This is a genomic window from Sporofaciens sp. St.21A7 (genome assembly GCF_059728535.1).
This window is the reverse complement of record NZ_BAAGFN010000001.1, coordinates 1872187-1888578: the sequence shown is the minus strand read 5'-3', so window position 1 is coordinate 1888578 and position 16392 is coordinate 1872187. Positions and strand designations below refer to the sequence as shown.

10 protein-coding genes and 1 pseudogene are annotated in these 16392 nt (G+C 51.3%); all 11 read right to left on the bottom strand.

Going from position 1 to position 16392, the window contains the following annotated elements:
- Positions 1–90 precede the first annotated feature (90 nt).
- A pseudogene (locus tag AC6I3O_RS09190) lies at positions 91–6012 on the bottom strand (helicase-like domain-containing protein); the annotation flags it as partial.
- A gap of 92 nt (positions 6013–6104) precedes the next feature.
- Entirely contained in the window at positions 6105–6458 is a 354-nt protein-coding gene (locus AC6I3O_RS09185) for a TnpV protein (protein ID WP_497850644.1), read from the bottom strand.
- An 852-nt stretch (positions 6459–7310) separates the two neighbouring features.
- Entirely contained in the window at positions 7311–7769 is a 459-nt protein-coding gene (locus AC6I3O_RS09180; protein ID WP_497850643.1) for a hypothetical protein, read from the bottom strand.
- Positions 7766–7972, bottom strand: coding sequence for a hypothetical protein (locus AC6I3O_RS09175; protein WP_497850642.1), 207 nt, complete (start codon positions 7970–7972; stop codon positions 7766–7768). Before AC6I3O_RS09175 ends, AC6I3O_RS09180 begins: the two co-directional genes overlap by 4 nt.
- A 12-nt stretch (positions 7973–7984) precedes the next feature.
- Positions 7985–8683, bottom strand: coding sequence for a hypothetical protein (locus AC6I3O_RS09170; protein ID WP_497850641.1), 699 nt, complete (start codon positions 8681–8683; stop codon positions 7985–7987).
- Complete coding sequence (locus AC6I3O_RS09165; protein WP_497850640.1) at positions 8683–9288, bottom strand: hypothetical protein; 606 nt, start codon at positions 9286–9288, stop codon at positions 8683–8685. The genes AC6I3O_RS09170 and AC6I3O_RS09165 overlap by 1 nt, the downstream gene beginning before the upstream one ends.
- Complete coding sequence (locus AC6I3O_RS09160) at positions 9278–9436, bottom strand: hypothetical protein (protein WP_497850639.1); 159 nt, start codon at positions 9434–9436, stop codon at positions 9278–9280. The genes AC6I3O_RS09165 and AC6I3O_RS09160 overlap by 11 nt, the downstream gene beginning before the upstream one ends.
- Positions 9420–9998, bottom strand: coding sequence for a hypothetical protein (locus tag AC6I3O_RS09155; protein ID WP_497850638.1), 579 nt, complete (start codon positions 9996–9998; stop codon positions 9420–9422). Before AC6I3O_RS09155 ends, AC6I3O_RS09160 begins: the two co-directional genes overlap by 17 nt.
- Before the next feature lie 195 nt (positions 9999–10193).
- Positions 10194–14342, bottom strand: coding sequence for a SpaA isopeptide-forming pilin-related protein (locus tag AC6I3O_RS09150; protein WP_497850637.1), 4149 nt, complete (start codon positions 14340–14342; stop codon positions 10194–10196).
- 217 nt (positions 14343–14559) lie between these two features.
- The gene (locus tag AC6I3O_RS09145; RefSeq protein WP_497850636.1) at positions 14560–15495 is read right to left on the bottom strand and encodes a ParB/RepB/Spo0J family partition protein; all 936 of its coding nucleotides are present in this window, start codon (positions 15493–15495) and stop codon (positions 14560–14562) included.
- Positions 15449–16276 carry a ParA family protein gene (locus AC6I3O_RS09140; RefSeq protein WP_497850635.1) on the bottom strand — a complete coding sequence of 276 codons (828 nt, stop codon included), beginning with the start codon at positions 16274–16276 and terminating at the stop codon, positions 15449–15451. The genes AC6I3O_RS09145 and AC6I3O_RS09140 overlap by 47 nt, the downstream gene beginning before the upstream one ends.
- Between the last annotated feature and the right edge of the window lie 116 nt (positions 16277–16392).

The following is a 16392-nucleotide window of genomic DNA, read 5'->3' as shown; positions in this document are numbered from 1 at the left end:
TAGTACAATGGTGGCAAGGATTTTACCTTACCACCATTTATAATTGTCTTTTCAGCGTATTTCTCTCTGGAGTTGCTTATGTACCTCTAATTCTGGTGCTATCTCCAGAGCCGTGACCGTTTCTCCGAACGTGGAAGCCCAACTGTCAAAATGCTGCAACCCGTTCCTTGCGAGGGTGTCATACTGCAAGTACCTCTGCACGGAATACATCTCGACCATCGAGTTTGAGATGGGAGTTCCCGTTGCGAAAACCACGCCACGGTTGCCCGTGATTTCGTCCAGATAGCGGCACTTCATAAAGAGGTCGGAGCTTTTCTGGGCTTCGGTCTGGGCGATGCCGCCGACGTTCCGCATCTTTGTAAACAGGTAAAGATTTTTGTAAAAATGACTTTCGTCTATAAAGAGCCTGTCTATGCCCAGTTCCTCGAAGTTTATCACGCTGTCTTTCCGTTTGGTGTCGTTTAATTTATCAAGCTTCGCCTTTATCGCTTTCCTCGTTTTCATGAGCTGCTTGACCGTGAACTGCTCCCCGTGGGATGCCTGCACGTCGTCAATGCCACGCTCAATATCGTCAAGCTGCCGCATGAGCTGTTCCCTCTGGCGTTCCTCGCTGATGGGGATTTTCTCGAACTGACTATGCCCGATAATCACCGCATCATACGCCCCTGTCGCAATCCTGCCGCAGAACTTCTTGCGGTTTCCTGTTTCAAAATCCCGCTTGGTCGTGACAAGGATGTTGGCAGATGGATAGAGCCTTAAATACTCCGACGCCCACTGCCCGACAAGGTGGTTCGGCACGACAAACATGGATTTCTGGCATAAGCCGAGCCGCTTGCTTTCCTGTGCGGCGGCGACCATCTCAAAGGTTTTTCCCGCCCCTACCTTGTGGGCAAGGAGCGTGTTGCCGCCGTAAAGGATATGGGCAATCGCATTTACTTGATGCGGTCTTAGCTGAATTTCTGGGCTGATGCCGCCAAATGTGATGTGGCTTCCGTCATACTCACGGGGTCGGATAGAGTTAAATGTGTCATTGTAGTAGCGTACAAGCCTGTTCCTGCGTTCTGGGTCTTTCCATATCCAGTCCTGAAACGCCTGCTTTATCACCTCCTGCTTTGCCTGCGCCGCCGTGGTTTCCTTATGGTTCAGCACCGCTTTTTTATTGTTGTGTTCGTCATAAACATAGTCAAAGATGCGGGTATCCCTTAAATTTAAAGTGTCCTCCATGATGCGGTATGCGCTCGCCCGCTTCGTGCCGTAAGTGCTGTCCGCCTTGACATTCCCAATGTCAGAACTCTTATTCTCGATGAACCAGTCGCCGTTATATGCCGTGTAGCGCACTTGCAGCCTGCCCGCCGCATAGCTTGACGGCGTTAAAAGCTCCACCATGAACTGCTGTATATCCTCCTGCGGTATCCACGTCGTGCCAAGACGCACGGAGATTTCGCTTGCGGGCAAATCCTTTGGGATGACCTTTTCCAGAGCCGACACGTTGACGGCAAGCTCTGGGTCTGACTTTGCCGCTATCTCTGCGATTTTCAGTTTTTCCCGCACATTCCCCGACAAATACTCGTCTGCGGTCACATACCTTGCAGGCTCGGAAGATGGCACTTTATAAATAACTCCCTGCAATTCCTTGATGATTTCTTCCTCCGACTTGCAGGTGAGCCGTGCCATATAAAGCAAATCGACACGGGCTTTCTCCCCGATGGAGAGGGCGAGGGCTTCGCTGGCGGTTTCCACAAAGGTCACTTCTCGGTGGGGCTTTATCGTCCGCTTTGTGAACATATCCGCCTTGCGTTTGAATTTCCCCTCGTCGTCAAGCACCTCCAAAGAGCATAAAAGGAAGTAGCTTTCGTCTGCCGCAAAAGCGAGGTAGTTCCCCCTACTGTTAATCAAGCCGTACTTTTTGGTAAAGGCATCGTATAATCGGTTTAGGTTTTCCTGCTCGGTCTGTATCATTTCCTCTGGGCAGTCGTCCGTCTGGTACTGGATGAGCTTCCTCACGCAGTCACGGATTTCCAACAGCCCCTTGATGCGGTTCTCCGCCGTCATGGACACGTTTGCAGGGGTCATTTCGTTATTCTCTCGGAAGTAGACCTTGCCGCCCACAAGGGCAAACGAGAAGTTCCGCACGTTCGGGTCGGCGGGGATGACTTTCTCCTGTTCGTCAGAGATACGGTCAACCTCATTTTCAATCTCTGGGATTTCGCCGTCTATCCGCTGCATGGCTTCATGGAGAAGCCCCGCAAGCGGCACGTCTGGGTAGGCTTTGCAGGCACTGTCCATGCCGAACCTTGTGCTTTCCATCCTCATCTCGCCAAGCACCATCTCTGGATGCTGGACAAAGTAGCTGTTCATCGTGACGCCGTTTTCGTTTGTGTCGAGGTGTATCCACTCTGGCTCTATCTCTATCATGCGGTCACGTTTCTGTAAAATAAGGATGTCGCTCGTGACCTCCGTGCCTGCGTTTGCTCGAAACGTGTTATCTGGCAAGCGGACGGCACCTAAAAGCTCGGCTCTCTGTGCGATATATTTCCGCACCTCTGGGCTTGCCTTGTCCATCGTCCCCTTAGAGGTGATGAACATCACAACGCCGCCTGCCCGCACCTTGTCTAGTGCCTTTGCGATAAAATAGTCGTGGATTAGGAACTTCTGGGCATTGTAGCGGCTGTCGTTGACTTTGAACTCCCCAAACGGGATGTTGCCAATCACTACGTCAAAATGATTGTCTGGGAGCTTCGTTTCCTCAAACCCCTCAATGGTGATGCTGGCTTTCTGGTAGAGCTGCTTTGCAATCCTGCCCGATAACGGGTCAATCTCGATGCCGTGCAGCTTTGATTTCTCCATGCTGTCGGGCAGAAGCCCTAAGAAATTGCCCGTGCCGCAGGACGGCTCTAAAATATTCCCCTGTGAAAATCCCAGACGGTCAAGTGCTTCATACATCGCCTTGATAACGACTGGCGGCGTATAAAATGCGGTCAGCGTAGATTCCATAGCGGCATGGTATTCCTCGTCGGAAAGTGCTGACTTTAATTCCTTATATTCATTTGCCCAAGCCGCATTGTTCCCGTCAAACGCCATAGACAGACCGCCCCACCCGACGTATTTTGCAAGGGTTTCCTGTTCTTCGGGCGTGGCAGGGCGGTTTTCTATCTGAAGGTCGTGGAGAAGCCTTATTGCGGACATATTGTTGCGGAACTTTTCTTTTACACCGCCAACGCCTAAATTATCATCGGTAATGCGGTAGTTGCGGCGGTCAGCGGAGAGGGGGAGCAGCTTATAGGCGTTCAGAGTGCCTTTCTGGTAACTGTCCGCATATTTGAGGAACTCATCATCGGGCATTGCCGCAAGCTGTTTCAGCCACTCATCCGAAGCAATCCCCACAAGGCTGTCGCCGTTTTTGTCCATGAAAAGAGTGTTTATATCCTCTTTCAATGCGGCATATCCCGCACTGTCTTTCGCCGTTTCCAATCGGAAGTGGAGCGTGCCTGCCAGATTCTGGCTCTGCGGCTTTTTCTCTGGCTCGTCAAATTTTATCTTCTCCACTACAATGTCGTAGGGAAGCCCGTTCTCCACGGCAGGGTATTCTGCCACGGTTTCCGTGGTCGGTTTTGCAGGAATATCCGCCTTTTCTTCGGGTTGTGTTTCTTTCTGTTCCTGCTCCAAGAGCCTGCGGACATAGCTGACTTTCTCCACACGGTTTATCGGGAAACCTGCGTTGTTCTGAAACGTGATGTCACGCATGGAAACGTCGCCGCTGATTTTCCCGACGCTCTCGATAAGATAACGGCGGTTGTCAATCATAAGCTCTTTGCCGATAAGGTCAGAATTATCTTGCTTTCTGTCTGTCCCAGACGGAGCAGGCTCTAAGCCCTGTTGTGCTTTCCGTTCCGCATCTTTCACCGCAAAAAGTTCCGTGATATGCTCCGCACTGTTTAAGGTGTCGGCGTATTCCTGCGCTTCTTCCTCGGTTTCAAAGGTCTGGTAGATGCCGCCTACGTCGTAATATCGGTCGGCACTGTCCTCTGGGGCTTGGTTATCCCGTATGATAAACGGGTCGGCAAAGGCATCGGAAGTCTGTTCGACCGTGTAATGCGGGATTTGCTCTGTGGCATCAGAACTAATATCTGGGCTTGGGTTTTCAGCCGCCTTTGTATTTTCCTCCCGATAGAACGGCTCAAGCTGTTCCTCCGTCAAGGACACTAAATCGTGGTAGTACAGATTGGAAAGTGCGTTCTGGATAAGGTCAGCAAGGTCATTATACTGCGTATATTCTGCAAAAACGCCGTCCACATACGTTTCCATGCGGTACTGCAAAAGGTTGACGGATGCCTGTATCCCATGCAAGCCGTCCTCGGTATTCTTAAAAGCAATCTTGACGTTGGACAAATCCGTATAATCCACTTCGGCATCGCTGCCAAACTCCGCATCGCAGTATGCGTCGATGCAGCCTTTCGCCTGCTCCAAAAGTTCTTCCTCGGCAGGCTCTTTCGCCCTGTGAAACCAGTCCTTCTCGGTAGCCATTATCTCACCGAGCCGCTTTTCATCCTCTGGTGTCAGCTCCGTGTTCCGCTCCAAGAACGGGATGAACACGTTACGCCCCAGACGCAGGGATTCCATTTTCTCTCGGTAATAATCTTCCCCCTGCCGTTTCCATTCTGGGATAAACGGACAAGTGGGGGAGAGGGAATATTCATAAAAATTTCGGATATGGGCGGTTAAATCCCCCTCGCCGTCGCCAATGTCAAACCGTCCCTCGTAGTTAAATTCCTCGCCGCCAATAACGGCATGGATTTCAAAATCGGTCTTGTGATACCAGCCGACATGGTTATCCTCATTCTCCCTTTCACGGTGCTGTTTTTCGTCCAGAACGCCGAGCAGCTTATTTCCCAGAGCGAAACTCAAATCCGTAAATCGGTCGTTCAGCTCCTTGTCATAAAAGGCGGGATGCTCGGAAAATCCGATAGCGAGGGTAATGCTGTCAGACTTTTCCTCGGCAAGTGTTTCTGTTTTCTGGCTCTCGGTAATGACCGTTTTCAGATGGTCGTTTGCAGGGTTTTCCTTTAACTTTTTCTCAAAATCTTCCCTGCTTAATTCCTTTCCAAACAATGGGAACTCCGCATTTCGCAGGGAAACGGCGTTCTCATCAAAGGCGGTGATTTCATATTTGTCTGCCCCGATATACACCACGTCGCCCTCGTGGTAGAGGTAGCGGAGAGGGTACATCTCTGTAAGCTCCTGCGAGAAACGCCACGCATTGCTGCGGCTGTAAACGCTGGCTGTCTTTTTCTGCACAAGGGATAGGAAGTCTAACAGCTCCTGCACGTTGTCGGGATGCTGCAATGTCTGCTCCATAAGGTCGGCGGGCATATCCGCAAAATCCCCGCATCCAATCACGCCCAACAAGTCTTTCTCATAGCCGTCCAAGTCACGGATAAAGTCGGAGAGCCGCAGGGCGAGCGTGTCCCGCTTGTCCGCAGGGGGCAGCTCCCTTTTTTCCTCAATAAAATGCTGCCTTGCAAGTTTCCTCTGGGTGTCGATTTCATACTGCGGGGCAGAGATGCTTTCCAGATAATCGGCATAGTGGTCTTTCTCTTTGGGATTGAGGTAGCGGTTATCCTTAACAAGCTCCCGCAGCCGTTTTTCCGCTTTCGACCAGCTTAAAACAAGGTCGTGTTCGGTGGAGATGCCGTCACGGTCAATGGAGATGCCCTTGCCGCTGTACCACACATACCCCTCCGTGCCGTCTGAAAAATCAACAAAAAAGCCGCCCGTGCCGTATTCCCTTTTCAGAAAATCAATGTTCTTCTTTTTATCTTCCTGCTTCTGGAACTGGTGGTAAATGCGGTATTTCCCATTGGCAACGCTGTTCCCTTTTACAAGAACGGCATCAATGTCCTCCTGTGAAACGGCAAAAGCAGAGGCTTTTTCGTCCTCTGCTTCAGCAATCATTTCAATCTGTTCGTCTACGGTCGGGAGATTGGCGGCAACTTCTTCCTCATTGGCAACGCTGCCTTTTTCTGTCTGTCCCTCTGGCTCTGCCGTCTGTGCCGCAGCCGCTTTTTCTTCCTGCCTGCCGCCGTCCGACTGCGGCTCTGATTTTTCTAACTGTAAATCAGTTCTTCCAGTATCACTTCCTCCGCTTGGCTGCGGATATTGTTCATCATACCGAGCCACTGCATCGGGGCTTTCTCTTTCAGTTCCTCCGTCACTCTCTGCTCGGCTGCTAACTGCTTCGTCAGAAGCTCCAGCCGCTGCAACGCCGTCTGCTCGGTCTGGTGTAAGTGTTCGTTCAGCCTGCCCGATGTCAGCAGATTGAGGTACGCCACCCTCTTGTGCTGTTCCAGATAATCCCTGTGCATCAAAGCGTACCTGCCAAGAGGAAGCTCTGGCTCTGTCGGTAATGTCAGGTCGGGTATAAGGTAGTCCGCCTGCTTCGTATAAGTGATTTCGCTCATTATCTTCGCTCCTTTCGGGTTGTTTCCTGCCTTTATCATACTGGCTTGTGATGTCCCTTGCAAATGTGCGGTTCTGACGTTTTGCTTCGATTTGCACATTTCGGACTGCCGCAGAGATTTCCCGCAACGCCATCTCGGAAATGTCGCTCGTGGCGATGCCGATGGCGTTCAGTGTCTGGGGCGTGTTGAAATTTATAATCTCCGCAAAATCCTCATGCTCAAAATACCCGTCCGCATCCAGTCCGCAGCGGCTCAACAGCATATAGGCGACGCTGTTTGCGGCAAGCCGTTTGTAAATCACTTCTATATTATAGTCGTCCAGTTCCTCCAAAAAGCTGTCTTTCGTACAGCCCTTTAGCTGTGAGAGGTAATCGGGTAAGTTGTCCTCCACGGCATTCTCCGCCGTCCCTATTAAAAACGTGGCAAAATTGCTGCCCTCCGTGACGCCGAACCTGTCCGCAAGCCGTTCCATGACGGGCTGCTCGTACCGCTTATCCATCTGCCATATCGGGACGGCTCGGCTGCCGTAGTAGCCCTCATGGGTGTCGGAAACGTCAAAATAATATTTCAGCGTGTTCCTGCGCCCTTTCGGGTCAAAGACCGCTATGCCTTTGCTGTCTTTATTTACCCACCTTTTAAAGAGCCTGTTCCATGTGCCAATCTCGGCGACTGCCGTGGCGTCGGGGCGTTGGGCGTAAATCAAGAGCTGCTCGTCAAAGCGGCACTTGTAATTGTGGCAGGCAGAGGATAAAAAGCCCTGCCAAGCCTGCGGGTTCTTTGCGACCGCCATCCCCGTGCGGCGGTACAGCTCCGTAATAAGCTGGTACTTTGCAGCCATAGGCTCACACCTCCTTATCGTTCCATATCTCTGTTTTTCTGCTTCCTGTCGTATTCCCCGCACCGCTCGGCGATTTCGGAATACATCTTGTCCCGCATGTCCCGCTCATAGGCTCGGTACTCCTTTGCCTTTTCCGTGGGCTTGTACCAGACACTGTTCTGGTCGGCTTCCTCCATCTGCCCGTAGCGGTCGTCTATTTTGTCCATATATTTTTTGTAAATGGCATGGGCGGCGGGGGTGTCCTTTGCGTAGCGGTAACGGGCAAGGCTCTTATGAGAGCCACGAAGTTCGGCATACTCATAGAGCATACGGATAACCTCACGGTCAAGCCCTTTCTGCCCCTCGGCGTCATAGATTTCCGACAATCCCTTACATCTCCATGAATGGTACGAAGAAGTGTCGTTGGAGCTGTGGGAAGACACATACACGCCGTCTTTCTTTACCGTGATGCGGTTGATTAGCTCCGTACTCATTCCGTGCCACCTCCCAGAAAGGAGATGACCTTGTTCCCCTTGATGCTCTTTTGCAGCTCATTGATGAGCGTGATGTCCGCCACCGTGATGCCCTGCATGGAGAGGATGTCGTCCATCGTCATGGCGGCGATGGCTTTTTCTTCGGTAAAACCCGCTTCAAAGACTTTATTTAATACTCTGACCGCTTTCTGGTTTACAGCCATTTCAAATCCCTCCTATCGTTCATGGTCTTTGTGCTTCGGGGCTTTCTGTGCGGACGGCGGCTCTTGCGGCTTCGGTTCGCAGCTATGCCCGTTCCTTTCCATACGCTCGGCAAACTCGCAGATGTGATAGAGATTGCTGCCCACTTCGGTATGGTATTCGTCAATGAAACGGCAGCTTTTTTCCGCCTTTTCTCCCCAATCGTAAGTGATAATGATTTTCCCGCCGTCTGGGATGCGGAACAGCTCTTTGTAATGGGGGTCAATAAATCGGATTCCCTGTTCTGCTCTGGATATATGCCTATCAAGCCATTCTTTCACATAGCAGTAGCAGTAAAAGTTGTAATCGCCCTTTGTCGGGTTGCAGCGGAGCAGGAAAGCGTGCTTGTCGGTATCCGCACGGAAGCCGTACTCCGTGCAATAGTTCCCCTTAAAGCCGCTATCGGGAAATTGCTTTGTAAATGCACCCATATCATAGCGGTTGTGCAGAACCCCCTTATCTTCACGCAGGGTATTGATAACATCGTCCAGTCCTGCCTTAAATTCATCGGTTTTCCATTGCTCCCTCGTATCCGTCCAAGAAGTATAAAAGCCATATCCAGAGGGGGCAAAATCACCTCGGAGATGCCCAATACATCCCGTCTGCCCTTCAAGCTGCATACTCTGGGCATAGGTGTATTTCTGTTCGGATTGTGTCAAAGCCCGTACCTCCATCAGCGTTCCTCCCTGCTTTTTGATTTTTTCGCCTTTTCCTGCGACTGGATTTTTGCGAGGGCTTCTTTTGCCCATTCGGGCATCTTCTCTGGCTTGATTTCCCCAAGCACGTCGCACCGTTCCCATCGGGCGTGCTTTCCGTCCGCAAGGGAAGTGCCGAACACCGCCTGCCCCCTGCCGCCCAACGCACCGTGACCGCCGTCCGCCAGTACAAGCTGGTAGGCAGAATGCCGATATTCATGGCGGTTGACCTCGGCATTGATGACAACGACCTTGTCCACAATGCTGCCGCACTTATCGTCTGGGATGCAGTCGTCTATGGTAAACGGGGTCATGTCAAACTTGAACTGTTCCTGCTCGGTTCTTACACTCTCTATCTGTTCCCGCACCCTGTCGGTAAACATCTGCATGGCTTCCAGATAGTCGTCAGAGCCGACCGCATCCGTCACCCATTCTGCGGACAGCGGGTTGTCGTAAGTGCAGTAACAGACAAGATACGGGTATTCCTCTTTCTCATCTATGCCGAACACGACTTCCTTTTTGCCGATGTGGATGCTCTGCGTGACCTCATAGGAGCTAATCATCCGTTTTTCTTCATTCTCCATCGGGATTCTCCTTTCTTTGCTTTTTTTCTCTCTGCCAGTCTAAAATCTTTCGGATGCAGACGTCGCAGAAGATAACACGGCTGTCCTTATATCGGGGGTAAGGACAGTCCGTGCAGTCATATTTCTTTTCCTTACCGCTCTCGTTCATCGTGCTGCTTTGCCTTTTTATCGTGCTGCTGGTTGTACGGCATCTGGCACTCTGACTGGTAGCGTTCGTTCAGCTTTTCCCTCGCCGCTTCAAGGGTGTTGCAGTAGCAGCCCCAATAGTAGTTGTCGCCGCCCTTGCAGTACCAGCATACATAAGGGTTCGGGGCTTTCGGGTGATGCCCGATGACAAGCTCCATGTTCCCGATAGTGCAGCCCTCTATGATTTCATAGCCCTGATTGGAGCGTGTTCCACCGTCCATCGATTCTTTCGCATATCTGCGGTATGCCTTTTCCCCTTTGGCTCTGATTTTCTGCATCCGCACGCTCCCTAAAAGCTCTGGGCATTTCTCCTGCAATTTGCGGCGTGTCCTGCCCACGCTCTCAAAGCTCGGCAAGCCAAGCTCCTTATGGTTCAGAAGTATCTGGGCAAGCGGCATAGCTCCCGCATCTTTCAGATAAAGGTTGCAGAGGGCAAGGTACAGAACCATGTCGTCATTTCTGGCATCCTCATTTTCTTGCAGGACGGCTCTGACTTTGCCCTCAATGGTTTTCAGACTGTCCATAAATTCCTCCGTTCCGTGCGTTTCTTTGCACAAACATCCTTTATAAATGGAAAGAGGGCGGTCGCTGAAAACCGCCCCAATCCACAACAGTAAAACTTTTCTTATCCTACTTTCTGCGGAGATGCAGCCACGCAGCCGCACCGCCGATAAACGCCACAAGCACGACAGCAATAATAGTTCTATTTCTCATTCTGCTTAGTCCTCCTTTTTCTTTCTTCCACACTGGTAGCCTGCAAACCCGAAGATTCCCGCACCGACTGTAAATGCCGCCGCAAGGCTTACCCACAAGCCGAGGTTAAAGTCGTCGCCTGTTTTCGGTGTGTCACGCAGCTCGTTGTGCATGGTTACGGTTACCGTTTCATCCGTCTTGATGGTCACTTTCTGGTCGGCGGGCAGGATATAGCCAGAGGATGCCTTGTCGCTGACCTCGGACACGGTGTACTCGCCGATACGCAAGCCGTCAACCACGATTTCGCCGTTTTTGTCCGTCTTGAATGTCTGGTCGTAATCTTTGCCGATGACACGGAAAGAGAAGCCCTCCACCTTACCGTCAGAGGATGTTTTGACGATTTTTAATGAGCCTTTCTGCGCTTCATTCAAGAAGCCCTTGCCCGCTTCATTCTCCACGTTGTAGGTCTTGCCGTTTTCCTCAATGGATACGGGATAGACATTCTCATCCAGAACGAAGCCCGTCGGGGCGGTTTTCTCACGGACAAGGTACTTGCCGTATCTGAGGTCGTTCATCTGGTAAACGCCTTTTTCTACCTCTCCCATCTCGCCGAGCAGCTCGTCTTTCTTGTCCAGTTTCCCGTCTCCGTCCGTGTCGGAGTAGACCTCGAATACTGCACCCATGAGCTTATTGTCTGGGTAGTCCTTGTCTACTTTTGTCAGAGCGATATTGCCTTTGATGAAGTAGTTTACAAGCTCGATTTCCACAACCTCATCAACTTCGCCGATTGTTACGCTGATTTCTTCCTCGGAGAGTACATATCCTTTCGGGCTTTCGATTTCACGGATAACCCATGTGCCATACGGGACTTCCTCAAAAGAAAAACTGCCGTCATCCTCGGATGTGGCAGTCGCAATCGCATTTTCCTTTGTATATTCCGTTGTCCCAGTCTTAAAGATGCCGATGAACGCACCGCCTAAATCTTCGCCGTCCTCGTTGGACTTTTTGCCGCTGACAGAGCCGTAAATCAGTTCGTTTTCAATGGCTTCTCCCTCGTTTGCCGTGATATTCACGATAGCTGTTTCCTGCCCTGCGTACTCGAAGTCAACAGGGTATTTCTCGTCGCTGACAAGGTAAGCGGCATTTGTGCTGATTTCCTGCACATAGTAGCTGCCCATCGGCAGGTCGCTGATTGCTTTTCCGTGACCGTTCTCGTCAAGGAAGATGACCTCAATCAGCCCGTCCGAAGGGATAACAGAGCCGTCTGCTGCGGTCAGCTCCTCGGCTGCATACAGACCGAACGTGACGTCTTTGATTTCGCCGTTTCTGCCCACGCCGTATGCTTCATCCACCTCAAGGGTTTTATTGAGGTCGATTTCCACACGCTGACGCTCGTTGTAAAACTCCGTGCCTGTTTCCGTCACTTCGATTTCCTGCCCCGCATACACAAGCTCCACGGCATGGATTTCATCGTTTAATACCATGCCATACGGGGCGGTCACTTCTTTTACCTCATACTTTCCGAGATAAAGCTCCTTAGATTCTGCTGTTCCGTCCTCACCAGTGGTAAGTGTGTCCACGACCTCGCCTTTCTCGGCTCTGACCGTGCCGTCTGTCGTGATGATGTCCTCGGCTGCGGTAATCTCGTAAACTGCGCCCTCTAAATTATCCACGGCAAAAATCGGCTGGTACAGCCCCTTGTTTCCTGATACCCTGCTGAATACCTCCCCAGACTTTCCTACCGTGATTTTCCCTTTCTGTGCCACGTTGGAGCGTTCCACCTTGACAATAGTGATTCCACTTTCTTCCTCGGAGTTTTCCTGCTCCACGTCAAAATAAACTGGTTCGGAGTCTAAAACATAGCCGTATGGGGCTTGCACTTCCACAAGCGAATAGCCCTTGCCGTATTCTAAGGTCTGCGGCGTGATAAGACCGCCGTCCGCCGTGGTATAGAACGTGTCAATCTCCGTCACTTCGGGATAAGTGAATTTCATTGTTACAAGGTTTCCCTCTGGGTCGTAAATCTGGAAGCCTGCACCCGCATAGGGGATAACTTTGCCCGTTTCCATGTCTTTCTTAACGATTTTAATATAGCTCTCAAAGTTGGCGTTGTTGATAAGGTAGCGGTAAGTCTGGCTGTCCTTGCAGATGAACACGTCAAAGTCTTTCATCAGCTCACGCCCATCCCATCCAGAGGTCTGGTGTACGGTATAGATGCCATACGGCATATCCTTTGTCTGGGCAAAGCCGTTTTCGTCACATATCAATGTGTCACGCTCGGTTTCCTCCGCCGCATCGAAGCTGCCTGCGGATTTCAAATATACCTCAAAGACAGCCCCCTCCTCTGGCGTTTCAATCTGGGTTTCGCCGTTGTCAGTGTGCTTGATGATGGCGATGTTCCCCTTGATGACCTGCTCGTTTACGTCATTCTTGGCAGAGTTATATTCTACGGTGTAAAGCTCTGGCTCTGCGCCTACATGGTGTACGGTCGTGTCCAGAAGATAGCCCTCGGACGGTGTAATCTCACGGACGCTCCAATCGTTTCCGCAGATATAATATTTTGTTGTGAACTGCCCGTTTTCGTCGGTGGTGTAGGCGTCCACAAGCTCCTCGCCCTTATAGATGCCGTAAACCGCACCTGCAAGGGTGGCGTCGCCCTGCGGCTTCTTCCCCGTTTCCACATCGGTCTTTAATACCATGACATTGAACTTCTTCAGAATGTTGGTAAAGCTGCGTTTTGTTACTTTCTTCCACTCAATCGGGGCGGTCTGGGATGCAGGGACGACATAGCGGATTGCCGTGTCCACTTCCTCAAGGTTGTACGGCGTGCTGCCGCTGATAAGGACGTTCTCAAACTTCGCCAGCCCGTTCTTATCGGTCACGGCGTATTCATCTACTGCAAGCCCGCTTAAAGACGTGCCGTAAAGGTGGAACTTCACGCCCTCCACAAGATTGTCCTCGGATGTTTTCACAACTTCAAGGCTTCCACGCTTCAGGGTATTGCTGAACGTGACCGTCGAGGTTTTCCCGCCGATGATTGTCACGGTCTGGGTTTTCTGCGGCTCGTAACGGTCGATGGACTGCTCCGTGACGGTGTAAGTGCCGGGGAATAAGCCCTCCACCGTGATATTTCCGTCTTTATCTGTCTTTACGGTCTTGTTGAAGCCGTCGCCCTTGATGGTAAAGGAAATCCCCGCAACAACGCCGTCCTCGGAAGTCTTTTTCAATGCGACCGTGCCTGTCGGCGTTTCCACGTTGATATACGCCGTCATGGTGTCCACGTTCTCCACGCCCGTAATAACGTCCTGTAAATTCGGGTCGCCGTAGGCAATCATCTTTGCCCCGCTGCTGACCGTCGGCGTGTTGTTCCTCGTTGCCGTAATCCTCGCCTTGCCGTCAATCGCCTTTTTTGACGTGATGGTGAGCTTGTTCCCAGATTTGGAAACTTTCACATTGCTGTCGGAACTGGTAAAGGAATACTCGGAAAGAGCATTATTCTTATCCGTCAATGTCAAGCTGTACTTCCCGTCCTTATAGGCAAGTTCTTTTGTAATATCTTTCTTGCCCGCCGACATGAAGCTCGGAATCGTGCTGTGCCTTGTCATAAATGACACAATCTGGTCGTAAGCCGCCCTCGCCCCGCTGTTGGCATAATTAGAGCCAAAGTGCAGGCTGTAAACGGTCGTGCTTGTCTGGCTGTACGGGCTTGCAGAGTTACGGCATCCCGTAACAAACTCCCACACAAGGGTCTGCGTGGCAAGCCATTTCTCATCGTCGCTTCCAGATAAATTCCCGCTGTTGCCCTGATAGCCGTAGAGCAGGGCAAGCCCCACCGCCTTTTTCTGGTCTGCGGAGAGGGCGTTCCATGTGTTGGAAGACGCTTTTGCCAGCGTGTTCCCCGTTTTTAAGGGTACGCCCGGCTGAAGGCAGAACGCCGTTTCCCCATCCACATACATGCGGTACTTGTATTCGCCTGTGCCGCCTGCGGTATGACCGCCGATGTTCGCACTGGAATTATATCTGATTGCGTTCCCTGCACCGTCGTAGGTGTGGGTAAAGGAAATCGTGCCGATGTCGCCCGCAGCAAACGCTGTCGTGGCAGGGATGGCGGACAGTGCCGTGACCGCAGCCAATGCCAACGCCGTAGCCCTCTTGAATAATTTACGAATCTTCATTCATTACCTCCTGTTCGTTCTCATGTTGATAGTTGACTTTCTGGCAGAAAAAAAGCCGCCCGTGTGGACAGCCTTTAATTGTTCTTTTCTCGGATAGTTACTGGCAGTATCTAGGGGGGAGAGGTGTGGAGAGGGGGAAGCCAAAAAATTTTTTCTGTTTCCCAAAGGGCAGACTTCCCCCTCGGTGTCCACTTCAAAAATTCCCATGTTTCCTGCCTTACCTCTCGTGAGCCTTGCTCCGCTGTAAGTGGCGGTTGTAGAACTCCAACGCCTTTACGACAAAATCCGTTTCCTGCCCTCTGGGGATGGATTTCGGTATGAGCTTGGTTATCCGCTCGTCCTTAAAGGCGGGCTTCTCTTTCTGGTTCGGCTTTTCCTCCTGCATGATGCTCTGGATAACCTCATCCGTGAGCTTTCCCTCCTGCATGAACTTTTTCATCTTGATAGCCTGTGCAAGAGAGGGCGTCGCATCGTTGTAGCCCATCGCTTCTAAGAGTGTATATTGCTGTTCCTCGGACAGATAGGAGATTTCCACCGCAGGGCGGAAAGCAATCTGGCGTTCATCTACCATTTGCAGGATTTCGGGTACAAGCTCGGCCAGACGTATATAGCGTTGGATTTGATTGCGGCTTTCCCCGACCTTTTCGGCAAGTTCCACATCACTCCGTAACTTTGTCCCCACTGGGGACGAAGTTAAATCACTTCGCTCTCCTTGCCGCTTCATCGCTTCAAGCCGCATCTTATACGCAAAGGCTTTCTCACTCGGCAAGATAGTAGTCCTTTGGAGATTACTCTCAACCATGACAATAATCGCTTCGTCAAGGGTCAGCTCCTTAACCTCGCATTTGAGCGTTTCAAGCCCTGCAAGCTCGCAAGCCTTTTTCCTCCTGTGACCGCTGATAAGCTCATACCGCCCGTCCTCTTTCTGGCGGACTGTGGCAGGGGTCATTACGCCACTCCGCCTTACGCTGTCCACAAGCTGCTCCATGTCCTCGTCCATTAAGACCTTGAACGGGTGGTCTGGGAACTCGTCAATCTCCGCAATCGGGATTTCCCTTATTTTGCTTAGATTCGCTTCCGCACGGCTCTCGTCCGTTTCAAAGAGGTCATCGTATGCGGTCAGCTCGATTTTGCTTTCTCTGCTTCTCGCCAAGCTCTGCCACCTCCTTTCCGAACTGCTCGTAAGCGGCGGCTACCTTGCCGCCTTTGTCATAGGCAAAAATGCTCTTTCCCTCTGCGGTGGCTTCCACGGCTCGGATGGAGTGGGGTATCTGCGTGTCAAATACCTTTATTCTCTGCCCATAGGCACTTTTTACCGTTGCCGTGATTTCCTTAGAGATGTTCGTGCGTGGCATTACCATCGTCATAAGGATGCCGTCAATCCGCAGGGGCGGGTTGATTTGCCGTTTGACCTTAGACACGGAGCGAAGCAACAGCTCTAAGCCTTTGGCGGAAAGATAATGGGGCTGTGTCGGGATAACCACGCTGTCAGCAGCCGCAAGAGCGTTGATTGTCAGCATCCCCAAGCTCGGCATACAATCCACAAGAACCGTGTCGTAATTCTTTTTTACTTCATTGATGCAGGTTTTCAGTACGCTTTCACGGCTTATGGCGTTAATGAGCCTTACTTCCAGCCCCGACAATTCAATGTTGGACGGAAGCAGGTCAACGCCCTCATCATGGTGCAGGATACTTCTGGAAACATCGACGGCTTTATCATCAATGATGTCCTGCATGATGGTCGAGAGCGTGTCGGGCAAGTCGTCGGGTCTGCTGTAACCGAGCGACATGGTTAAATTTGCCTGTGCATCGGCATCAATGAGCAGGACTTTTTTGCCCTGCTGTGCCAGAGCCACGCCCAGATTGACCGCCGTGGTGGTCTTTCCAACGCCGCCTTTCTGGTTGGTTAAAGCGATTACTTTGCAATTTGACATAGGGTGCGTCCTCCTTTCGCATAGATTTAGCCACTTTGTCAAGGTGGCTATGTAAGAGTACCAGAGAACGACAGGACGCAAAAAAGCCGCTTACTCTTAAAAAATCAATAAGAATA